This is a genomic window from Leifsonia sp. HAY1-4F, assembly GCF_056755275.1.
Window position 1 is genome coordinate 1 of the sequence record NZ_JBNDHX010000619.1, and the last position, 237, is coordinate 237.

Below are 237 nucleotides of genomic sequence, written 5' to 3' on the forward strand. Positions count from 1 at the left end.
GACAAGAACTACCTGTTCAACATCTCCGGGGTCGGGCTCTACCTCGATGGGGGATCGCGCTCGATGACGTACGAGAACAACGTCGTCCAGGGCGGGTCGTTCGTGTTCACCAACGCATACAGCCTGCGCAACAACACCAGCGACAACGTCATCCAGAACAACTGGTACAACTCCGGCGGTATCTCGGCGCCGAACGCGACCGCCCACAACAACGCGCTGACCAACCACGTCACGGTG

General features: G+C 59.9%; 1 protein-coding gene. It reads left to right on the forward strand.

The features are described from left to right. Window positions 1-237, forward strand: a 237-nt coding sequence (locus ACPYOG_RS20730) for a hypothetical protein (RefSeq protein WP_481295942.1), incomplete at both ends; no start/stop codon positions are given.